Below are 22,042 nucleotides of genomic sequence, written 5' to 3' on the forward strand. Positions count from 1 at the left end.
TGTGCCTATATAATATTACGATGAGTAGACACCGTGGGGCGAGCACTGCCCGCCCCACTCATTGCCATTAATGCTTGATGATATACAAGTTTTTAACGTAGATATTATCCATCGGGTCTTTACCGGTATAACCACCTACCCACGGTTTCACCAGACGGGCGTTCACGTAGTAGTAAACCGGCACGATCGCAGAGTCTTTATCGAGCTGCTGTTCTGCTTTCGAATACAGCTCAGCGCGCTGCGCTTCGTCAGTGACTTTCAGGGTATCGCCGATCAGCTTATCGAACTCTGCGCTCTTATAGTGCGCGGTGTTGTTCGAGCTGTCGCTCAGCATGGTGTTCAGGAAGGAAGTCGGTTCGTTGTAGTCCGCACACCAGCCTGCACGCGCCACATCAAAGGTGCCCTGATGACGGCTGTCCAGGAAGGTTTTCCACTCCTGGTTCTCCAGCTTCACGTTCGCACCCAGGTTTTTCTTCCAGATGGAGGAGACGGCGATAGCCAGTTTTTTATGCAGATCGGAGGTGTTGTACAGCAGGCTAAAGGTCAACGGCTTGTCAGCGGTGTAACCGGCTTCGGCCAGCAGTTTCTTCGCTTCAGCATTACGCTGTTCCTGGGTCATTTTGAACCATTCTGGCTCGGTCAGCTTCGCGCCATCGGTATACGGTGGGGTGTAGCTGTAGGCCGGCAGGTCGCCCTGGTTTTTCACTTTATTGACGATGATATCGCGATCCAGTGCCAGCTTCAGCGCGGTACGGACACGAACGTCAGTGAATGGCGCTTTCTGGTTGTTGATCTCGTAGTAATAAGTACACAGATACGGGTCAACGTGGACTTCAGTCGGGATCTCTTTTTTCAGCTTCTGGAACAGTTCGATCGGCATGTTGTTATAGGTCATGTCGATTTCGCCGCTGCGGTAGCGGTTAACGTCGGTCACTTCAGAAGAGATTGGCAGGTAGGTGACCTGATTGATAACGGTTTTGGCGTTATCCCAGTAATTGGTATTACGCTCCAGGTCGATACGTTCGTTAACAACCCAGGCTTTCAGCTTATAGGCGCCGTTGGTGACGATATTGGCAGGCTGAGTCCACTTCTCGCCGAATTTTTCAACCGCTGCTTTTGGAACAGGGGAAACGGACGGGTGCACCAGCAGTTTGTAGAAATACGGTACTGGCTCGCTCAGGGTCACTTCGAAGGTATTATCATCAATCGCTTTGACGCCGAGGTCAGTAATCGGTTTTTTGCCGGTGATGATGTCATCGATATTGGCGATATGGCCATACTGCAGATAGCTCGCATACGGAGAAGCGGTGTTTGGATCCGCCAGACGCTGCCAGCTATAAACGAAATCTTGTGCGGTAACCGGGGAACCGTCAGACCATTTTGCGTCTTTGCGCAGGTGGAAGGTCCAGACTTTAAAGTCTTTGTTTTCCCATTTTTCAGCAACCCCGGCAACCGGGTGGCCGTCTACGTCAGTGACCAGCAGGCCTTCGAACAGGTCGCGGTTAACGTTAGACTCCGGTACACCTTCAATTTTGTGCGGATCCAGAGACTGAACCTCAGCACCGTTGTTACGCACCAGCGTTTGCTTCTCCGCCAGTTGGACCCCAGCAGGTACGTCAGCAGCCATTGCAACGTTGCCCGCGATTAGCGCAGTTAAGATCCCCGCCGCGACCAGACTTTTTTTTGTGATGATGGACATTGTGTTGATACTCCACTCTTTATAATTACTGGTTTTTTACCAGCCTGTTTAATTCCCCTTTTTGGGGTTCCCTGACAACGTAGGAGTTTATGCTGCTGTCAGGCGTTTTTACTTCTCGCTATCACCGACTTTACTATTACTAACGGCTCGTCTGGCCGCCTTGCGTCGATTCTTTACAGGCCTCCCCTGTCGAGGCCTGTCTTAATTCTTTTAGGTCAGAACCGTTAATGAAAAAGATTCTCATCTAAAAAATTTCTGCGGAAAATATAAGGCCGGAAAGTACCAAATGGCTTTCTCGGGTGCCAATACATTTTGCAAATTTGTTAACCAATTCTCTTTTACGGAAGTTACCGTAACGCTGTGGGCTACCCTGCCGCGCATCAAAAGCGGGAAATATTTCCGCTATTCAATAGGATATAGAAAGTATTCTCGACGATGGCGTCGCTGTGCTGGAGACGACGGGTTGTTTGTACAAAAAATTAACAACTGTCTATTATTTAGCACATTCATCTAAATCATTCACCAAATTACTAATATCATCTCAGTTATCCCGCAGCAAGCCCCAGAGTATGGTGTGAGTAAAATAACAGTCTTGTTGCGCGGAATGTGACCAATGCGATGCGGGGATGAATGACAAGTCGTTGATAGTTAATAAAACAAAATTATTAGTAAAATTTATTATAGTTAAAGCGATTTTCAACTTTCATTATATGATTTGCTGATAATGACAAAAAAAACGGCGCCATCAGCGCCGCGCTTTCATCTGAAATGGTTAACCTAATAAACCCGGGAAAATGGATTTCAGTCCGGTAACAATAAATTCAATCCCCAGCGCCATCAGCAGCAAACCCATAATACGGGTGATAACGTTGATACCGGTCTGGCCAAGCAGTCGCACCAGCCAGGGGGCAAGTCGGAATACGCCCCAACAGCAAAACGCAAACAGCGCGATGGCGATCGAGAATCCAATCAGGTGCATCAGGTTGTGGTAGCGTGTTCCCCAGACGATGGTGGAACTGATGGCACCCGGTCCGGCCATTAAAGGCAACGCCAGGGGTACCACGCCAATGCTTTCACGGATGGCGGTCTCTGATTTTTCCTGCTTGTTTTGTTTGTCCTCACCCAGCTTACCGCTGATCATCGACATCGCGATGGTCACCACCAGGATCCCGCCGGCAATACGGAACGAATCAATAGAGATGCCAAAAATCTGCAATATAGAGTCGCCAAGATAGAGAGAGGTTAGCAGGATGATGGCGACCGACAGGTTTGCGGTCAGGTTGGTTTTATTCCTGGCCAGCGCGGTCTGATAGCTGGTCATGCTGATAAAGACAGGGATAATGCCCACCGGGTTGACCAGCGCGAACAGACCGATAAAAAACTTAAAATAGGTTGGAAAATCAAAGAGCGATAGGCTCACAGTTAGCTCCGCTGATAAGCAAGACTCAAGATAAAGGTATGGCAATCGCAATAACCGCGCAGAAGATACGCTTTTTACGCATGCACTTCATCACAATATTGCGAATTATAGTGGTTTGACGCTGTAAAATATTTGTGTACTAAATGCATTCCTGTGGTTCAATTGCTTTTGCAATTATTTAACATCTGATGCAACGCCCCAAAATACCCCTGCTGAAAGGTATCAGCTTATGGATAAATTGATACAGATCATGTTTTCCGTACTCAGAAGTGAGTAATCTTGATTACGCCACCACGGAGATTCAGTATCTGAACGTAGGCTACTGATGGGAGGCTCTTTTAGTAAATCAGGGGAACGATAAAAACGTTAACACCTTGTTTTTATGTAAGTTAAGCAAGTGGCAATGGCGCTGACTATACTGTTTTCGTGTCGGGCAGCTGATTTACTAAAAGAGTTTAACATTATCAGGAGAGCATTATGGCTGTTACTAATGTCGCAGAGCTTAACGCACTTGTAGAGCGCGTAAAAAAAGCCCAGCGTGAATATGCCAATTTCACCCAAGAACAGGTTGATAAAATCTTCCGCGCCGCCGCTCTGGCTGCTGCAGATGCTCGAATCCCTCTCGCTAAAATGGCCGTTGCCGAATCCGGTATGGGTATCGTTGAAGATAAAGTGATTAAAAACCACTTTGCTTCTGAGTATATCTACAACGCCTATAAAGATGAGAAGACTTGTGGCGTCCTGTCTGAAGATGACACTTTCGGTACCATCACCATTGCAGAGCCAATCGGCATCATCTGCGGTATCGTTCCGACAACCAACCCAACTTCTACTGCTATCTTCAAATCGCTCATCAGCCTGAAGACGCGCAACGCAATCATTTTCTCTCCACACCCACGTGCTAAAGATGCGACCAACAAAGCGGCCGATATCGTTCTGCAAGCGGCAATCGCTGCAGGTGCACCGAAAGATCTGATCGGCTGGATCGATCAGCCTTCTGTGGAGCTGTCTAACGCACTGATGCACCACCCTGACATCAACCTGATCCTTGCGACCGGTGGACCTGGCATGGTTAAAGCCGCATATAGCTCCGGTAAACCGGCTATCGGCGTAGGTGCAGGTAACACGCCGGTTGTTATCGACGAAACTGCCGATATCAAACGTGCTGTTGCATCCGTTCTGATGTCTAAAACCTTCGACAACGGCGTTATCTGTGCTTCCGAGCAGTCCGTTGTGGTTGTTGACTCCGTATATGATGCCGTCCGCGAACGTTTCGCCAGCCACGGCGGCTACATGCTGCAGGGCCAGGAGCTGAAAGCCGTTCAGGACATCATCCTGAAAAATGGCGCGCTGAACGCCGCCATCGTAGGTCAGCCAGCGTACAAAATTGCTGAACTGGCAGGCTTCACCGTTCCGGCCTCCACTAAGATCCTGATTGGTGAAGTGAGTGTCGTTGACGAGAGCGAGCCGTTCGCTCACGAAAAACTGTCTCCAACGCTGGCAATGTACCGCGCCAAAGATTTCGAAGACGCGGTCGTTAAAGCGGAGAAACTGGTCGCCATGGGCGGTATCGGTCATACCTCCTGCCTGTACACCGACCAGGATAACCAGCCTGAACGTGTCGCGCACTTCGGCCAGATGATGAAAACCGCACGTATCCTGATCAACACCCCTGCTTCTCAGGGTGGTATCGGTGACCTGTATAACTTTAAACTCGCGCCTTCCCTGACTCTGGGTTGTGGTTCATGGGGTGGTAACTCCATCTCTGAGAACGTTGGTCCTAAGCACCTGATCAACAAGAAAACCGTTGCTAAGCGAGCTGAAAACATGTTGTGGCATAAACTTCCGAAATCTATCTACTTCCGCCGTGGCTCTCTGCCAATCGCGCTGGATGAAGTGATTACTGATGGCCACAAACGTGCGCTCATCGTGACCGACCGTTTCCTCTTCAACAACGGCTACGCAGACCAGATCACCTCTGTGCTGAAAGCTGCTGGTGTGGAAACTGAAGTATTCTTCGAAGTTGAAGCTGACCCAACCCTGTCCGTTGTTCGCAAAGGTGCAGAGCTGGCCAACTCCTTCAAACCAGACGTGATTATCGCGCTGGGCGGCGGCTCCCCAATGGATGCAGCCAAAATCATGTGGGTTATGTACGAGCACCCGGAAACCCACTTCGAAGAGCTGGCGCTGCGCTTTATGGATATCCGTAAACGTATCTACAAGTTCCCGAAAATGGGCGTGAAAGCGAAAATGATCGCCGTCACCACCACTTCCGGTACCGGTTCTGAAGTGACACCGTTTGCCGTTGTAACCGACGATGCAACTGGTCAGAAATACCCACTGGCAGACTACGCGCTGACCCCGGATATGGCGATTGTTGACGCCAACCTGGTAATGGATATGCCGAAATCACTCTGTGCGTTCGGTGGTCTGGATGCAGTGACTCACGCCCTGGAAGCTTACGTTTCTGTGCTGGCGTCTGAGTTCTCTGACGGTCAGGCTCTGCAGGCGCTTAAGCTCCTGAAAGAGAACCTGCCAGCGTCTTATAACGAAGGCTCTAAAAACCCGGTTGCCCGTGAGCGTGTGCACAGTGCTGCCACCATCGCCGGTATCGCGTTTGCGAACGCCTTCCTGGGTGTGTGTCACTCCATGGCGCACAAGCTGGGTTCACAGTTCCACATTCCTCACGGTCTGGCGAACGCCCTGCTGATTTCTAACGTTATCCGTTACAACGCTAACGACAACCCGACCAAGCAGACTGCATTCAGCCAGTATGACCGTCCACAGGCTCGCCGTCGCTACGCAGAAATTGCTGACCACCTGGGCCTGAGCGCACCTGGTGACCGCACTGCTGCGAAGATCGAGAAGCTGCTGGGATGGCTGGACAGCATTAAAGCTGAACTGGGTATTCCGAAGTCTATCCGCGAAGCCGGTGTTCAGGAAGCTGACTTCCTGGCACACGTAGACAAGCTGTCTGAAGATGCCTTTGATGACCAGTGTACTGGTGCGAACCCGCGCTACCCACTGATCGCAGAGCTGAAACAGATTCTGCTGGATACCTACTACGGCCGTGAATATTCTGAAGGCGTTCCTGCATCAGCTGCACCTGCTGCTGTAGTCGTGCCAGTCAAAGCGGATAAGAAAGCGAAGAAAAGCGCTTAATTAATCGCTAAATAAAAAAACCCGCTCCGGCGGGTTTTTTTATGTCTGTAACAGAGGACGAACAAAGAGAAGTGAAATAGCGCCTCTAACGACGACAGGCGTCCTGAATGGCCGTCAGGGAGCCTACAACCAGCGCCTCCTTATAATGCTTACGACAGACGGAGACATAACGCTCATTACCGCCAATGACTACCTGCTCGCCTTCTGCATAGGGTTTGCCTGCCTGATCCAGGCGCAGCACCATACTCGCTTTGCGGCCACAGAAACAGATGGTTTTCAATTCAACCAGTTTATCCGACCAGGCCAGTAAATACTGGCTACCAATAAACAACTCACCACGAAAATCCGTACGCAGGCCATAACAGAGCACCGGAATATCCAGCTCGTCGACCACTTCTGATAACTCATGCACCTGCTGACGCGTTAAAAACTGGCTCTCATCTACCAGCACACAATGCACAGCCTGAGTGGCCACTTCTGCACGGATCTCTTCCAGCAGATTGGTTTGCGGGTTATATAGCTTTGCCGGAGATGAAAGACCAATTCGCGAGCTAACCTTTCCGCTACCAAAACGGTCATCAATCTCGGCGGTGTAAACGAGGGTCTGCATCCCACGCTCCTGGTAATTGTAGGAGGATTGCAGTAATGCGGTCGACTTACCTGCGTTCATTGCTGAATAGTAGAAATACAGTTGTGCCATTGGCCGTTAAACCCTAATCAATGTGTATTATAACCGATGCGCGATTGTACCATATTTTGTCTGGTCTTCCGTGCTGTAGCGCGCCTTACGGCCATTCCGGAGCATGTTATCCCCTGCCTGGATATACGCCTGGCGGCGATGAAAGCCGGTAACAACGTGAAATGAATTAGGGTTTTAAAACGGTAACCTCAGGAAAAATCTGTTATTTTATTGCCAGAACAGGGTCAGAAATGAAGCAGGAATAATTAACAGTTTCAGCAGGCAACCGTGTTTTCATTACTAATACGAAAGGTTGATATTTATCCGGGGTAACAATAATCTCTAAGAAAATTGCCCATAAAAAAAGAGTTCGCCGCCGGGTTTACAGCGCATCTTTCGATAACGCAGCACGCTTTTCACTGCTGGAATTTAAGTTAGCGTTAATAATAATAGTGCCAAATATTAGGCGTTTTTTGAATTCCTTACATTCTGACCTATTGCATATATCAATTTATGCCTCTATTATTACTTCAACAAACCCCCCCACATTATAAGTTTGAGATTACTACAATGAGCGAAGCACTTAAAATTCTGAACAACATCCGTACTCTTCGTGCCCAGGCGAGAGAATGTACTCTGGAAACGCTTGAAGAAATGCTGGAGAAATTAGAAGTCGTTGTTAACGAGCGTCGTGAAGAAGAAAACGCCGCGGCTGCTGAAATCGAAGAACGTACACGTAAACTGCAGCAATATCGTGAAATGCTGATCGCTGATGGTATTGATCCAAACGAATTGCTGAACAGCATGGCTGCCGCTAAAACTGGCACCAAAGCTAAACGCGCTGCGCGCCCGGCTAAATATAGCTATATCGATGAGAACGGCGAATCTAAAACCTGGACCGGCCAGGGTCGTACTCCAGCTGTTATCAAAAAAGCCATGGAAGAGCAAGGTAAACAACTGGACGACTTCCTGATTCAGGAATAAGTCAGCGAATCATCCGAAAAATCCCGCTTAATGCGGGATTTTTTTATGCCTGTATTTTATACGGCGTGACATTCAGTTACATGCTGTCATATAACGTTTAAGCGTCCGTTATTCCGCCGCGGCTGGTAGCCTCGCTGAAAAAGCACATAAAAAAACCGGTGTAGCCAGGCTATCACCGGTTTTTTTGCTTAGCGCATCAGGGCCTGGTTAGTTTTTAATGCCCAGCGTCTCTTTCAGCCAGCCTTTAAATTCTTCACCGAGGGACTGGTGGCGAATACCATATTCAACAAAGGCCTGCATGTAACCGAGTTTATTACCGCAGTCATGGCTCTTACCTTTCATATGGTAGGCTTCAACGGTCTCTTTCTCGATCAGCATATCGATGCCATCGGTCAGCTGGATTTCGTCACCGGCGCCTGGAGGCGTTTTCGCCAGCAGCGGCCAAATCTCTGCGCTCAGGACATAACGCCCTACTACAGCCAGATTAGACGGCGCTACGTCGGCTTTTGGCTTCTCAACCACGCCTACCATAGGCACGCTGTCGCCCGGGTTCATCTCCACGCCTTTGCAGTCGACAACGCCGTATGCGGTCACGTCTTCAACCGGTTCAACCATAATCTGGCTGCTGCCCGTTTCATCGAAACGTTTAATCATTTCTGCCAGGTTATCCTGGGACAGATCGGATTCAAACTCGTCGAGAATAACGTCCGGTAAAATAACCGCTACCGGCTCGTTACCGACAACCGGATGGGCACACAGCACTGCGTGGCCCAGACCTTTTGCCAGCCCCTGACGGACCTGCATAATAGTGACGTGTGGCGGGCAAATAGACTGCACTTCCTGCAGAAGTTGACGCTTAACACGTTTTTCCAGCATGGCTTCGAGTTCAAAACTGGTATCGAAATGGTTTTCGATAGAGTTTTTGGATGAATGCGTTACCAGCACAATTTCAGTAATGCCGGCGGCAATACATTCGTTGACCACATACTGGATTAATGGCTTATCAACGAGTGGCAGCATCTCTTTTGGAATTGCCTTCGTTGCGGGCAGCATCCTGGTTCCCAACCCGGCAACCGGGATAACGGCCTTTGTCACTTTCGAATTTACGGCAGCCATTGAAACTCTCCTGAACTGTTCATGTTTTGAACTTTAGTCTGCATTAATAACGCGTTTAGTATATCAGTCGGAGGATGAAGTCCGGGTCTGAAAAGGACGCGCTACCGCTTAATTAGGATAAATACGAATGATAACTTGCAACGATAGTAGCATTGCCGGTGAAACGACGGTAAAGCTATCTACCGTTTAAATTCCAACTGATTATTCCGTGGACAACATTAAGCGCAACCGTCCTCCTGCCCCCCAAATTTGGCATTGCCATGAGGTGCAGCGGTGGCTTATTTGATTAAGATAGGTATTGCCTAAGGTTCCTAACGGAACGCCGTTGCTGACCTGAATATGATGTTCGCCAGTATTAAGCGTGGCATTAAGTCCGGCAGAGACCAGAATCAAATTTTTCAGGCCGCTGTGGTAATAACCGACCAGTAACGGAAATTGGCCAGGTAAACTTGCCTGACGAAGCAGCTGGTTAACCTGTTTAAGTAAACTCCCTAACTCTGGCAGGCGTTGCCCCTGATGAGAAAGTTGTTCCTGGAGCAAACCATTAAACAGAGCGCGTAATAATAACGCAGCCAGCACGCCGTTATCTCCCGCCCGGGTAACGTCCAGACAATAAAACGCCAGATCGTTATCGGATAGCGGAGCGATATCCAGCACCAGGCCAGGTTGATCGGCGGCCATCAGCTGACGGTAATTGACTTTACATCCGGAGATGTTCTGCTGCACCGGTGGCTGCAGCTCCTGTAAAAGCTTCGCCGCCGCGGTGGGGTTATTAACCAGCGCATCCCAGTCCTGAAAAAGTCGCTCTTCTTCTTCTACCCGGGAATTAAACATATTGGGGTAGAGGCAGGCGAGAACAGTTTCACGCAGACGGTTAAGATCTTTCACCGGCTTAAGCAGGACATCCTGTACGCCCAGACGCAACGCTTTGGCGATGTCGGCCATATTCTCGGTGGCAGAAATAACAAGGATAGGGATCTGGTCCCCCGCGTTACGTAAATGCTCCACCAGCTTCAGACCGTTCATCCGCGGCATGGCGATATCGCAAATCATCAGATCGGGCTTCAGACCCGCCATTTTTTCGAGGGCGTCGACGCCATCCCCCGCGAGTGCTGTTGTTGCTCCCAATGATGAAAGCCACGAATCCAGTAATGAGCGGAAAACAGGCTCGTCTTCAACTATCAGAATTTGTTTCCCGGCTAATGGCTGTGTCATGGTCTCTCCCGGCGCTGACAATAGATCAATAGTGGCATGCTATCGGTACTATCGCCTGTCAGATTTTGCTGAAGTAATCAAAAAAAGCGTGCTCAGGCAGAAGCCCGCACCAAAGGTAATAATTCATCCATTTTCTTTTCGACAGCCTGTGCGCCAGCGGTTATCGCCGCCTCTGCGCGATGGAAATCGAGCGTTGAAATTTGTGGACAAAAAGGTTGAATCAATATATCCGGCGGGTCACCCGCCATTCGATTGCGTTTCAGGCGATTTTCCAGCACCTGAATCGAGGTTGTCATGATCTCCATGGCGGTCGGTGCGGCGACCCGTTTACGCGTCGCCACACGGCTCAGACGTCCGCGCAGCTTTTCATGCCAGGCGAGATCGTCGAGTGCACCGTCATCCGTTTGGGTATTGACCGGCATCAGGTCCTGCTGCATCAGGTGGGCATCATGCTGGAGATCGACCGCAATCACGATATCGGCCCCCATCGCGCGGGTCAGGGAAATGGGCACAGGATTGACAACGCCGCCGTCCACCAGCCAGTAACCATTGTGCGGAACCGGAGCCATCAGGCCCGGCATGCTACAGGAGGCGCGGACGGCAAGATGAATATCGCCTTCGGTGAACCAGATTTCCCGGCCGGTGCTGAGGTTGGTAGCAACCGCACCAAAAGGCATCTGGCAGCTGGAGAATTCGGTCAGGGGCATGACCTGGCGGAAACGGTTAAAGACGCGCTCACCGCGTAACAACCCGCCACGTTGCCAGGAGAGATCCATCAGGCGCAGGACATCCCAGTAGCTAAAAGATCGTACCCAGGTTTCCAGCTCGGGGAGTTTGCCACACGAATAAGCGGCCCCCACCAGAGAACCTATTGAACAACCTGCGACAATATCTATTTCGATACCTAAACGTTGTAAGGCGTTGATCACACCAATATGCGACCAGCCCCGGGCTGCTCCTGAGCCCAACGCCAGTCCGATTTTAACTTTTCTCATTAGCCCTGTTTAACGTCCCCTGGATTCCTGGCATAGCGTCATTGCAACCGCTCAGTTAACATAGTGCCACCCTGGCGTTATGCGCCATTCATTTTTTAGTTTCAGGAAGAGAATCGTGTCTCAACTCTGTCCCTGCGGTAGCGCTCTCGAGTATAGCCTATGTTGCCAGCGATATCTTACTGGTGAACAGGTTGCACCGGACCCGGCCTCACTTATGCGGTCCCGATATGCCGCTTTTGTGATGCGGGACGCAGACTACCTGATTAAGACCTGGCACCCATCGTGCCATGCTGCTGATTTTCGTCAGGAGATCGAGGCCGGATTTGCAAACACGCAATGGGCCGGGCTGACCCAGTACGAAACGGCGGCAGGCAAGGATGAGAACGAGGGGTTCGTCAGCTTTGTGGCCCGCTTTACCGAACAGGGGAAAGCTGGTGCCATCATCGAACGCTCGCGTTTCTTAAAGGAAGGCGGTCGGTGGTACTATATTGACGGTACGCGTCCGCAGTTCGGTCGTAATGACCCCTGCCCCTGTGGTTCAGGTAAAAAATTTAAAAAGTGTTGCGGGCAATAAGGCCTGACGACACCGTTTCAGCAAACACGCAAAGGATTTTCCGGCAATGCAATCAACACAACGCAAAGTGCTGCGCACCATTTGTCCCGACCAGAAAGGGCTGATCGCCCGTATTACCAACATTTGCTATAAGCATGAACTGAACATCGTGCAGAACAACGAGTTTGTTGATCACCGTACCGGCCGCTTCTTTATGCGTACCGAGCTGGAAGGGATTTTCAACGACGTGACGCTGCTGGCCGATCTGGACGGCGCGCTGCCGGAAGGATCCGTCCGCGAGCTGACCCCAGCCGGTCGTCGCCGGGTGGTGATTCTGGTCACCAAAGAGGCGCACTGCCTGGGCGATCTGCTGATGAAAGCCAACTACGGCGGTCTGGATGTGGAGATCGCCGCGGTCATTGGCAACCACGAGACGCTGCGCACGCTGGTCGAGCGCTTTGATATTCCGTTTGAGCTGGTCAGCCATGAAGGCCATACCCGTGAAGAGCATGATAATTTGATGGCGCAGGCCATCGAAGCGCATAACCCGGATTACGTAGTGCTGGCGAAATACATGCGCGTTCTGACGCCCTCTTTTGTCGCGCGGTTCCCGAATAAGATCATCAATATTCACCACTCGTTCCTGCCGGCCTTTATCGGTGCGCGTCCTTATCACCAGGCGTACGAGCGCGGCGTGAAGATCATTGGCGCCACGGCGCATTACGTAAATGACAACCTGGATGAAGGTCCAATCATCATGCAGGACGTGATTCATGTCGATCACACCTACACGGCAGAAGATATGATGCGCGCCGGCCGTGACGTCGAGAAAAATGTGTTAAGCCGGGCGCTGTATCAGGTGCTGGCGCAGCGTGTCTTTGTCTACGGTAACCGAACGATTATTCTTTAATCCTTTATAAAATGAATTGATTAGCTTTGCGGCTTTATGGGCAAAAATCAGGCAAACGATTCAATTTAGCAAAGGAAGTCTTTACAGGGGCGCGTCATTTGATATGATGCGCCCCGCTTCCCGCAAGGAAGCAGGCCAGTAAAAGCATTACCCCGTGGTGGGGTTCCCGAGCGGCCAAAGGGAGCAGACTGTAAATCTGCCGTCATCGACTTCGAAGGTTCGAATCCTTCCCCCACCACCATTATTCACCACATCGATGTGGTAACACCGATGAGATGTAGCGAAGTTTGCACTTATCGGGAAGGGTGAGAACCTTCGATTAAGGTTCGAGTCGAGCGAAAGCGAGACAACGTTGCCAGAGGCAACGGCCCGAAGGGTGAGGAGCGAAGCGACGAATAATCCTTCCCCCACCACCATCTTCAAGCTTTACCTCAAAATGTGAATTACCCCTGGTGGGGTTCCCGAGCGGCCAAAGGGAGCAGACTGTAAATCTGCCGTCATCGACTTCGAAGGTTCGAATCCTTCCCCCACCACCATCACTTCCAAAGCATACTGACTCTCAAAAAAAAGACTTTGCCTTATATTCTTCCGATGCAGGGAAGGATGAGAAGCTTCGACCAGGGTTCGATTCGAGCGTAGCGAGAAAGCGTTGCCGCAGGCAACGACCCGAAGGGCGAGGCGCAGCCGAGTAATCCTTCCCCCACCACCATTACTTCCAAATCGCTTCAAATCTCCGATTTCTAAAATAACAACAATTTCATCCGATTCTGCGCACCTGTTTTCCCCGGTGGCGCTACGCTTACCGGGGCTACAAAAATACTACAAAAATAGAAAACCGCACCATACCCGTAGGCCGGGTAAGGCGCAGCCGCCACCCGGCAAAATCCCTACAACGGCGGCAACCGACGCGTCACCGGTGAACTCTTCACAATCGACGTATTGCACTGGGCATGTTCTGCCAGCCCATCCAGCAGCGTATCCAGCTGCTCGATCGAGCGCACCACCAGCCTGATAACAAAACAGTCCTCGCCGGTCACTTTGTCGCTTTCAATACACTCCGGCATCGCCTGAATATATTTATCCACCTTATGCAATAACCCCGGCAATGGCCGCACGCGCACCAGCGCCTGCAGGGTATAGCCTAACGCCGCCAGGTTGACCCGCGCGCCATATCCCTGAACGACGCCCCGCTCTTCCAGCCGCTTTAATCGCTCTGCCGTACTGGGAGATGTAAGCCCAACCCGGCCACTCAGCACCTTCAGCGACATGCGGGCATCTTCCACCAGACAGGCCAGAATCCGACGGTCGATCTCATCGATAAGGTAATCCATAAATTCCACCTAATTTAAAAAAGCAAATTACCTTTACTACCTTAATTCAGCGCTGTAAAACCGGACACTTTTTTTCAACAATAAGGTCATTAATCAGGAGGTGTATGATGCGTGACATTCAACAGGGCGTCTGGCAAATGAGCCTGGCGATGCTGATTTCCGGCTCTATCGGCGCGTTTGTTTTACTTTCCGGTTTGCCGGTGACCGAAGTGGTGTTCTGGCGCTGTCTGATCGGTGCCATCGCGCTGTTTCTCTTTATCCGTTTCAGTAAACAGCCGTTCAGCCCGTTAACCAAAGTCACGCTGGGCCTCGCCGTTCTCGGCGGCGTCGCGCTGGTGGTGAACTGGCTGCTGCTGTTCGCCGCCTTTGAGCGTATCTCTATCGGCCTCTCGACGGTGGTCTACAACACCCAGCCTTTCATGCTGGTGCTGATGGGCATGCTGCTGGGCGAACGGGTCAGCCTGGTGAAATGGGGCTGGTTGCTCCTCGCCTTTGGTGGCGTGGTGATTCTGCTCTCCAGCGAACTGACGGGCGGACATGAAACGGGATGGCTGGCCGGTATCGGCCTGGCGCTGGGCGCGGCGTTCTTCTATGCCCTCACCGCCATCATCACGCGCAGGTTAAAAAGTATCGCGCCGCAGCATATCGCCTTTATTCAGGTCCTGACCGGCGTGGTGATGCTCCTGCCGCTGGCGCAGATGCCGACCTTCTCCGCCGATTTCCCGTGGGGAATTTTATTGACGCTCGGCATTATCCACACCGGGATCATGTATCAGCTGCTCTACAGCGCGATTCAGAAGCTCCCTACCCCGATTATCGGCTCGCTGTCGTTTATCTATCCGGTGGTCGCGCTGATTGTCGATAATCTGGTGTTTGGCCACTCGCTGAACCTTACTCAACTGGCCGGCGGGGCCTTGATTCTTCTCGCCGCGGCGGGCAACAACCTCGGCTGGGGCGAAAAAAAACCCCGCCAGAGCGGGGTTTCGATTAAAACTGCGGATTAGCGGCGGGCGCGCACAATCTGATATCTGCGCGTCAGGTACTCCACCGGCGCGCTCCAGATATGCACCAGACGGGAGAACGGGAACAGCAGGAACAGGGTCATACCCAGCACCAGGTGCACGCGGAAGACAAAGGCCACGCCGTCGAGATGCTCAGACGCACCGCCGTGGAAAGTGACCACCGACTGCGCCCAACCCACCAGCTTCAGCATTTCGCTGCCGTCCATGTGTTGCGCAGAGAACGGAATGGTCAGCAGACCCAGCGCACACTGCACCATCAATAGAGAGAGGATCAGAATATCCGCCCCGGTGGTGGTGGCGCGCACGCGCGGGCTGAACAGACGACGTTTCAGCAGCATCAGGCCGCCTACCAGCGTCATCACGCCGCAGGCCCCCCCAGCAATCATCGCCATCTTCTGCTTCACATCCATCGGCAGGAAGGATTCATACATCCAGTGCGGGGTCAGCATCCCGAGGAAGTGACCGGCAAAAATACCCAGAATCCCGATGTGGAACAGGTTCGATGCCATGTTCATCCCTTTGCGATCCAGCATCTGGCTGGAGGCGGCGCGCCAGGTGTACTGACCGTAGTCGTAACGCAGCCAGCTACCAATCAGAAATACCGAACCCGCAATGTACGGATAGATATCGAAGAAGAACATATTCAGGAAGTGCATTATTGCTGTCCTCCGTTAGAGATATTCAAATATTGCGGGGCAACAGCACCGGCAAAACGACGCTGGTGAGCAGAGATTTCGGACTCGCCGCAGCTCTGGTCAGCAAAGAACTTCACCTGCTCCTCTTCCCAGACCGCATCCAGCGCCTGTGGGGTGTCATCCCGGGCTTCATCCGCGATTTTCTCCGCCACTTTTTCACTGTCGACCGAGGCGTTGGCCAGCTTCACCAGCAGATCGAACAGCACCGCATAGCGGCTTTCACGCTGCTGCAGACGCGCGCCCAGCAACGCCAGGATCGGCGCGATATCGTGCAGGCCGCCCAGCGCCTCTTCTTTCGGCAGATGCGCCAGATACTCCAGGTACAGCGGCAGGTGATCCGGCAGCTCGCGGCTGTCGAGCTGCATACCGTGCTGCTCGTACTGGGCCATCAGGTCCACCATCGCCTGACCGCGATCGCGGGATTCGCCGTGAACGTGTTCAAACAGCAGCAGCGAGGTGGCGCGGCCGCGGTCAAACAGCTGGCTGTAGTCAGACTGTGCATCCAGAAGATCGCGCGCTAACAGGTCACGCAGGAAAACGCCCAGTTTCTGAGCATCCTCTTTGTCCAGGTTTTCCGATGACGCGAGTGCATCAAAGAGTTCCTGTTGATGCTGCACAAGGGCAGCATCCGGGTACTCGAGCAGACGCGAAACAATGACGAGTTCAATCATTGGTGCGGCTCCGTTTTGCTGGTCACATCCATCGCGTCGATGCGACGGCTGTTGAACAGGTTGAATTTATTGTCTGAACCGTGGCAACCGTCGCCGAAGGTAAAGCCACACCCGCTTTTTTCCGGGAAGGCTTCACGGGCCAGCTCACGATGGCTGCTTGGCACCACGAAACGGTCTTCGTAGTTAGCAATCGCCAGGTAGCGGTACATCTCCTGGGCCTGAGCTTCGCTTAAGCCCACCTCTTCCAGCGCGCGGGTGTCGATGACGCCGTCAACGGTCTCCGCACGTTTGAAGTGGCGCATCGCCAGCATACGTTTCAGGGCCAGCAGTACCGGCTGGGTGTCACCGGCGGTCAGCAGGTTCGCCAGATACTGAACCGGGATACGCAGGCTTTCGACATCCGGCAGAATGCCGTTGCTGCCCAGCTCGCCCGCGTCCGCTGCAGACTGAATCGGCGACAGCGGCGGCACGTACCAGACCATCGGCAGAGTGCGGTATTCCGGATGCAGCGGCAGGGCCAGCTTCCAGTCCATCGCCATTTTGTAGACCGGCGACTGCTGCGCCGCGTCAATCACGCTCTGCGGAATGCCGTCTGCCAGCGCCTGAGCGATCACCTTCGGATCGTTCGGATCGAGGAACACGTCCAGCTGACGCTGATAGAGATCTTTCTCATGCTCGGTGCTTGCCGCGTTCTCAATCGCGTCTGCGTCATACAGCAGCACGCCAAGGTAGCGGATACGGCCTACGCAGCTCTCAGAGCAGACGGTCGGCATACCGGCTTCGATACGCGGGTAGCAGAAGATGCACTTCTCGGACTTGCCGCTCTTCCAGTTGAAGTAGATCTTTTTGTACGGGCAGCCGGTGATGCACATACGCCAGCCGCGGCACTTGTCCTGGTCGATCAGCACGATGCCGTCTTCTTCACGCTTGTAGATGGCGCCGCTCGGGCAGGTCGCGACACAGGCCGGGTTGAGGCAGTGTTCGCACAGACGCGGCAGATACATCATGAAGGTGTTTTCGAACTGGCCGTACATCGCCTTCTGCATGTTCTCGAAGTTCTGGTCTTTGGCGCGTTTTTCGAACTCACCGCCCAGAATCTCTTCCCAGTTTGGCCCGCTGGTGATCTTGTCCATGCGCTGACCGGTGATCAACGAGCGTGGACGGGCGATCGGCTGGTGTTTGCTCTCCGGCGCGTTGTGCAGGTTCTGGTAGTCGAAATCAAACGGCTCGTAGTAATCGTCGATGCCCGGCAGATGCGGGTTGGCGAAGATTTTACCCAGCAGCAGCGCGCGGTTACCCATGCGCGGCTGCAGTTTGCCATTGATTTTACGGATCCAGCCGCCCTTCCACTTCTCCTGGTTTTCCCAGTCGGTCGGGAAGCCGGTGCCCGGCTTGCTTTCGACGTTGTTGAACCAGGCGTACTCCATACCTTCCCGGCTGGTCCAGACGTTTTTACAGGTGACTGAACAGGTGTGACAGCCGATGCATTTATCCAGATTCAGCACCATGCCGACTTGTGAACGAATTTTCATTTTACGCTCTCCTGTACCTGGTCACACCCTTCGCCGTCTAACCAGTTAATATTCTTCATCTTACGTACCACTACGAACTCATCGCGGTTCGATCCTACGGTGCCGTAGTAGTTAAAGCCGTAGGCCAGCTGCGCATAGCCGCCGATCATATGGGTCGGTTTCGGCGTAATACGGGTCACGGAGTTGTGGATCCCGCCGCGCTGCTCGGTGATCTCGGACCCCGGCAGGTTAACGATACGCTCCTGCGCGTGATACATCATGGTCATCCCGGCCGGTACGCGCTGGCTTACTACCGCACGCGCCGTCAGGGCACCGTTGCTGTTGAACACCTCGATCCAGTCGTTATCTTCGATACCCAGATCTTTGGCATCCGCTTCGCTCATCCAGACAATCGGACCACCGCGTGACAGGGTCAGCATCAGCAGGTTGTCGCTGTAGGTGGAGTGGATACCCCACTTCTGGTGCGGCGTCAGGAAGTTCAGCGCCTTCTCCGGATTGCCGTTCGATTTCGCGCCCATCACGGCTTTCACCGAGCGGGTGTCGATTGGCGGACGGTACACCAGCAGGCTCTCACCGAAGTCGCGCATCCACTGGTGATCCTGATACAGGGACTGACGACCGGTCAGGGTACGCCATGGGATCAGCTCGTGAACGTTGGTATAACCGGCGTTATAGGAGACGTGCTCATCTTCCAGGCCAGACCAGGTCGGGCTGGAGATGATTTTGCGCGGCTGGGCCTGAATATCGCGGAAGCGGATCTTCTCTTCCTCTTTATTGGTCGCCAGATGCGTGTGGTCACGGCCGGTAAACTCGCTCAGCGCTGCCCAGGCTTTCACCGCCACGTGGCCGTTGGTTTCCGGGGCCAGGGTCAGGATCATCTCTGCCGCATCAATGGCGGTGTTCAGCATTGGCTGGCCTTTCGCCGGGCCGTCCGCTTTGGTGTAGTTGAGCTTACGCAGCAGATCCATCTCAGTCTGGGTGTTCCAGGCAATGCCTTTCCCACCGTTACCAACTTTCTCCAGCAGCGGGCCGATAGAGGTAAAGCGTTCGTAGGTTGCCGGATAATCACGTTCAACCGGAATAATGTGCGGAGCCGTTACGCCCGGGATCAGGTCGCATTCGCCTTTTTTCCAGTCCTTCACGTCCAGCGGCTGCGCCAGTTCGGCGGCGGAGTCGTGCTGGATGGGCAGCGTCACCACGTCGGTCTCTTTGCCGAGGTGGCCCACGCAGACTTCGGAGAATTTCTTCGCGATGTCCTTGTAGATATCCCAGTCGCTTTTCGATTCCCACGCCGGATCAACGGCGGCAGACAGCGGATGAATAAACGGATGCATATCCGAGGTATTCATGTCGTCTTTTTCGTACCAGGTGGCGGTCGGCAGCACGATGTCGGAGTAGAGGCAGGTGCTGGAGAGACGGAAGTCGAGCGTCACCACCAGATCCAGCTTGCCGTCCAGGCCGTTGTCTTTCCACTCCACCTCTTCAGGTTTAACCCCGCCCTGCTTGCCGAGATCTTTGCCCTGGATACCGTTTTCGGTACCGAGCAGGTACTTCAGCATGTACTCGTGGCCTTTACCGGACGAGCCCAGCAGGTTGGAGCGCCAGATAAACAGGTTGCGCGGATGGTTTTTCCCGTTTTCCGGCTGTTCGGCCGCAAAGCGAATCGAGCCCTCTTTCAGGGATTTGACGGTGTAGTCCACCGGCGTCATGCCCGCTTTCTTCGCCTCTTCGGCGATGCGCAGTGGGTTGGTCCCCAGCTGTGGCGCAGACGGCAGCCAGCCCATGCGCTCCGCACGCACGTTGAAGTCGATCAGGTGGCCACTGTAGCGGGATTTATCCGCCATTGGCGACAGCAGTTCCTGCGCGGTCACCGTCTCGTAGCGCCACTGGCTGGAGTGGTTATAGAAGTAAGAGGTGCTGTTCATGTGACGCGCCGGACGCTGCCAGTCAAGGGCAAACGCCAGCGGCTGCCAGCCGGTCTGCGGACGCAGTTTTTCCTGGCCGACATAGTGAGCCCAGCCGCCGCCGCTCTGACCGACGCAGCCGCAGAAGATCAGCATGTTGATCAGACCGCGATAGTTCATATCGAGGTGATACCAGTGGTTCAGACCGGCACCGACGATGATCATCGACCGACCGTGGGTTTTATCTGCGTTATCAGCAAATTCACGCGCGGTGCGGATGATGTGCGCCCGCGGTACGCCGGTGATCTGCTCTGCCCAGGCCGGGGTGTAGGCTTTAACGTCGTCATAATTAGTGGCGCAGTTTTCATCGTTCAGACCGCGCTCCAGGCCGTAGTTGGCCAGGGTCAGGTCGTAAACGGTGGTCACCAGCGCGGTAGAGCCGTCGGCCAGCTGCAGGCGTTTCACCGGCAGTTTGTGCATCAGGATGTTTTGCAGCTCAACCTTGTTGAAGTGCTCTGAACCTTCGCCACCGAAGTACGGGAAGCCGACGTCGGCGATTTCGTCCTGGCTCCCCAGCATGCTCAGGCGCAGTTCAGTCTCTTCGCCCGTCGCGCCATTGCGCTGCTCGAGGTTCCATTTGCCCTTCTCGCCCCAGCGGAAACCGATAGAGCCGTTTGGTGCTACCAGTTCGCCGTTGCTGTTACAGGCAACAGTTTTCCATTCAGGATTGTTTTCCTGGCCCAGCGCGTCCACCAGATCGGCGGCACGCAGCATACGGCCTGCGGCGTAATAACCATCGCGCTCTTCCAGCATCACCAGCATCGGCATGTCGGTATATTTGCGCACGTAGTCGGTGAAGTACTGGCTTGGCTTGTCGAGGTGGAACTCACGCAGCATCACGTGGCCCATTGCCAGCGCCATTGCGGCATCCGTACCCTGCTTCGGTGCCAGCCACAGGTCGCACAGTTTGGCGATTTCGGCGTAGTCCGGAGTCACGGCAACGGTTTTGGTGCCTTTGTAACGTACTTCGGTAAAGAAGTGGGCGTCCGGGGTACGGGTCTGTGGAACGTTAGAGCCCCAGGCGATGATGTAGCTGGAGTTGTACCAGTCAGCAGATTCAGGTACGTCGGTCTGCTCGCCCCAGGTCTGCGGAGACGCAGGCGGCAGGTCGCAGTACCAGTCGTAGAAGCTCAGGCAGGTTCCGCCGATAAGCGACAGATAACGCGCGCCGGAGGCATAGGAGACCATCGACATCGCCGGGATCGGCGAGAAGCCCGCAACACGGTCCGGGCCGTAGGTTTTGACGGTATAGACGTTCGAGGCGGCAATCAGCTCGTTCACTTCCTGCCAGGAGGAGCGGACAAATCCGCCGCGACCGCGCGCCTGCTTGAAGCTTTTCGCTTTGTCAGCGTCTTCGATGATAGATGCCCAGGCCTCAACCGGATCGCTGTGCTGCACTTTTGCTTCACGCCACATTTTCATCAGGCGTTTACGCATCAGAGGGTATTTCAGGCGGTTGGCGCTGTAGAGATACCAGGAGTAGCTGGCGCCACGCGGGCAGCCACGCGGTTCGTGGTTTGGCATATCCGGGCGGGTGCGCGGATAGTCGGTCTGCTGCATTTCCCAGGTCACCAGACCGTTTTTCACGAAAATCTTCCAGCTGCATGAGCCGGTGCAGTTTACGCCGTGGGTGGAACGGACAACTTTGTCATGCTGCCAGCGCTGACGGTAACCGTCTTCCCAGTCCCGGTTGGTCTCCAGAACCTGGCCGTGCCCATCGGCAAAAGTCTCACCCTTCTGTTTGAAGTAGCGAAACCGGTCCAAAAATTTGCTCATCGGGTATCTCCTGTGTGGAGCCTGTGGCTCTCTAAATCGACATTGCTGATTTGCAGCGAAGGTAACGCTCTGAAAGATGGTGGGAATTGATAACGATCAAGGGGACCGGGGATGGTCAGACTGGCTTACACGCAAAATACCCCTAAAAGGGTAGTGCTTCACATTTATTAAATTACTGATTTTTAATAAAATTTACAAAAGGCATTCTGATATGACTTAAAAGTCCATCCCGCTTAGTTATTAAGGGGTAGAACGGTGTTTATTCATCAGCACAGTGTATGAGTCTCATTTTTTATTTCTTCGTCTACAGTCTCTTTA

The 22,042-nt window shown here is 53.2% G+C and carries 16 protein-coding genes, 2 tRNA genes and 2 other RNA genes; 9 read left to right on the forward strand and 11 right to left on the reverse strand.

From position 1 onward, the window contains the following. Window positions 1-67 precede the first annotated feature (67 nt). Together oppA and AAHB66_RS13205 are read right to left on the reverse strand one after the other, a co-directional pair. Entirely contained in the window at window positions 68-1,699 is a 1,632-nt protein-coding gene (oppA, locus tag AAHB66_RS13200; RefSeq protein WP_347113239.1) for an oligopeptide ABC transporter substrate-binding protein OppA, read from the reverse strand. Between the two features lie 772 nt (window positions 1,700-2,471). Then, window positions 2,472-3,119, reverse strand: coding sequence for a YchE family NAAT transporter (locus AAHB66_RS13205; RefSeq protein ID WP_333849287.1), 648 nt, complete (start codon window positions 3,117-3,119; stop codon window positions 2,472-2,474). A gap of 477 nt (window positions 3,120-3,596) precedes the next feature. Here AAHB66_RS13205 and adhE point away from each other — a divergent pair, with 477 nt between their 5' ends. Then, entirely contained in the window at window positions 3,597-6,281 is a 2,685-nt protein-coding gene (gene adhE, locus AAHB66_RS13210) for a bifunctional acetaldehyde-CoA/alcohol dehydrogenase (protein WP_347113240.1), read from the forward strand. An 85-nt stretch (window positions 6,282-6,366) separates the two neighbouring features. On the opposite strand, the gene tdk is transcribed toward adhE, so the two are convergent. Continuing rightward, a complete protein-coding gene (gene tdk / locus AAHB66_RS13215) occupies window positions 6,367-6,981 on the reverse strand; it encodes a thymidine kinase (RefSeq protein WP_285111319.1) in 615 nt (204 codons plus the stop codon). 549 nt (window positions 6,982-7,530) lie between these two features. On the opposite strand from tdk, the gene hns reads away from it, so the two are divergent. Continuing rightward, complete coding sequence (hns, locus tag AAHB66_RS13220; protein WP_347113241.1) at window positions 7,531-7,944, forward strand: histone-like nucleoid-structuring protein H-NS; 414 nt, start codon at window positions 7,531-7,533, stop codon at window positions 7,942-7,944. Between the two features lie 207 nt (window positions 7,945-8,151). Here the strand turns inward: hns and galU are convergent, their stop codons facing one another. The 3 genes from galU to rssA all read right to left on the reverse strand — a co-directional run bounded on the left by galU (window position 8,152) and on the right by rssA (window position 11,270). After that, entirely contained in the window at window positions 8,152-9,060 is a 909-nt protein-coding gene (gene galU / locus AAHB66_RS13225) for a UTP--glucose-1-phosphate uridylyltransferase GalU (protein WP_347113242.1), read from the reverse strand. Window positions 9,061-9,261: 201 nt separating this feature from the next. Then, window positions 9,262-10,275 (reverse strand): two-component system response regulator RssB, encoded by a 1,014-nt coding sequence (gene rssB / locus AAHB66_RS13230; RefSeq protein ID WP_347113243.1) that lies wholly within the window; start codon window positions 10,273-10,275, stop codon window positions 9,262-9,264. Window positions 10,276-10,367: 92 nt separating this feature from the next. Then, window positions 10,368-11,270 carry a patatin-like phospholipase RssA gene (gene rssA, locus AAHB66_RS13235; protein WP_166182707.1) on the reverse strand — a complete coding sequence of 301 codons (903 nt, stop codon included), beginning with the start codon at window positions 11,268-11,270 and terminating at the stop codon, window positions 10,368-10,370. 115 nt (window positions 11,271-11,385) lie between these two features. Between rssA and AAHB66_RS13240 the strand changes: the two genes are divergently transcribed. From AAHB66_RS13240 to AAHB66_RS13265, 6 genes are all read left to right on the forward strand, one after another. Beyond that, window positions 11,386-11,844: a YchJ family protein gene (locus AAHB66_RS13240; RefSeq protein ID WP_347113244.1), complete on the forward strand. Its 459-nt coding sequence runs from the start codon at window positions 11,386-11,388 to the stop codon at window positions 11,842-11,844. 46 nt (window positions 11,845-11,890) lie between these two features. After that, entirely contained in the window at window positions 11,891-12,733 is an 843-nt protein-coding gene (purU, locus tag AAHB66_RS13245) for a formyltetrahydrofolate deformylase (protein WP_142489837.1), read from the forward strand. A gap of 156 nt (window positions 12,734-12,889) precedes the next feature. After that, window positions 12,890-12,974: transfer RNA gene (locus AAHB66_RS13250), tRNA-Tyr, on the forward strand. 43 nt (window positions 12,975-13,017) lie between these two features. Then, window positions 13,018-13,149: non-coding RNA, RtT sRNA (locus AAHB66_RS13255), on the forward strand. Window positions 13,150-13,184: 35 nt separating this feature from the next. After that, window positions 13,185-13,269 (forward strand) — tRNA-Tyr (locus AAHB66_RS13260). A gap of 46 nt (window positions 13,270-13,315) precedes the next feature. Continuing rightward, window positions 13,316-13,442: non-coding RNA, RtT sRNA (locus AAHB66_RS13265), on the forward strand. 178 nt (window positions 13,443-13,620) lie between these two features. On the opposite strand, the gene AAHB66_RS13270 is transcribed toward AAHB66_RS13265, so the two are convergent. Next, a complete protein-coding gene (locus AAHB66_RS13270; RefSeq protein WP_166182709.1) occupies window positions 13,621-14,064 on the reverse strand; it encodes an Lrp/AsnC family transcriptional regulator in 444 nt (147 codons plus the stop codon). Between the two features lie 107 nt (window positions 14,065-14,171). Here AAHB66_RS13270 and AAHB66_RS13275 point away from each other — a divergent pair, with 107 nt between their 5' ends. Beyond that, window positions 14,172-15,068: a DMT family transporter gene (locus AAHB66_RS13275; protein WP_347116485.1), complete on the forward strand. Its 897-nt coding sequence runs from the start codon at window positions 14,172-14,174 to the stop codon at window positions 15,066-15,068. Here the strand turns inward: AAHB66_RS13275 and narI are convergent. From narI to AAHB66_RS13295, 4 genes are read right to left on the reverse strand one after another with little or no spacing between them, the layout of a single operon-like run. Beyond that, window positions 15,065-15,742 carry a respiratory nitrate reductase subunit gamma gene (gene narI / locus AAHB66_RS13280; RefSeq protein WP_106993195.1) on the reverse strand — a complete coding sequence of 226 codons (678 nt, stop codon included), beginning with the start codon at window positions 15,740-15,742 and terminating at the stop codon, window positions 15,065-15,067. The two genes, AAHB66_RS13275 and narI, sit on opposite strands and share 4 nt — an antisense overlap. Next, window positions 15,742-16,452 (reverse strand): nitrate reductase molybdenum cofactor assembly chaperone, encoded by a 711-nt coding sequence (gene narJ / locus AAHB66_RS13285; protein WP_347113245.1) that lies wholly within the window; start codon window positions 16,450-16,452, stop codon window positions 15,742-15,744. The genes narI and narJ overlap by 1 nt, the downstream gene beginning before the upstream one ends. After that, window positions 16,449-17,984: a nitrate reductase subunit beta gene (gene narH / locus AAHB66_RS13290; protein WP_032611297.1), complete on the reverse strand. Its 1,536-nt coding sequence runs from the start codon at window positions 17,982-17,984 to the stop codon at window positions 16,449-16,451. The genes narJ and narH overlap by 4 nt, the downstream gene beginning before the upstream one ends. After that, window positions 17,981-21,724 (reverse strand): nitrate reductase subunit alpha, encoded by a 3,744-nt coding sequence (locus AAHB66_RS13295; protein WP_347113246.1) that lies wholly within the window; start codon window positions 21,722-21,724, stop codon window positions 17,981-17,983. Before AAHB66_RS13295 ends, narH begins: the two co-directional genes overlap by 4 nt. Between the last annotated feature and the right edge of the window lie 318 nt (window positions 21,725-22,042).

It is taken from the genome of Leclercia sp. S52 (genome assembly GCF_039727615.1).
Taxonomy (GTDB): domain Bacteria; phylum Pseudomonadota; class Gammaproteobacteria; order Enterobacterales; family Enterobacteriaceae; genus Enterobacter; species Enterobacter adecarboxylatus_B.